The organism is Gilvimarinus sp. 1_MG-2023 (assembly GCF_030548285.1).
In genome coordinates this window covers 1-231 of record NZ_JAUOSC010001839.1, presented here as the reverse complement: position 1 = coordinate 231, position 231 = coordinate 1, and the positions used below count along the sequence as shown (strand labels likewise).

Below are 231 nucleotides of genomic sequence, written 5' to 3'. Positions count from 1 at the left end.
ATGTTCTTCCTGAAAGACAACAGCGCCCTGCTCACCGGGGTACTGATTGGCCTGGCGCTGCCACCGCTGGCCCCCTGGTGGATCACCCTGGTGGCCACGGCGTTTGCGATTATCTTCGCCAAACAGCTGTACGGCGGCATGGGCAACAACCCGTTTAACCCGGCCATGATCGGTTACGCCCTGGTGCTGATTTCCTTTCCACTGCAGATGACCACCAACTGGGCACTGTCC

At 59.7% G+C, this 231-nt stretch carries 1 protein-coding gene; it reads left to right on the top strand.

The annotated features are described in order from the left end of the window. On the top strand, positions 1 to 231 hold a 231-nt coding region (locus Q4563_RS23050; RefSeq protein ID WP_303606207.1), incomplete at both ends, for an RnfABCDGE type electron transport complex subunit D.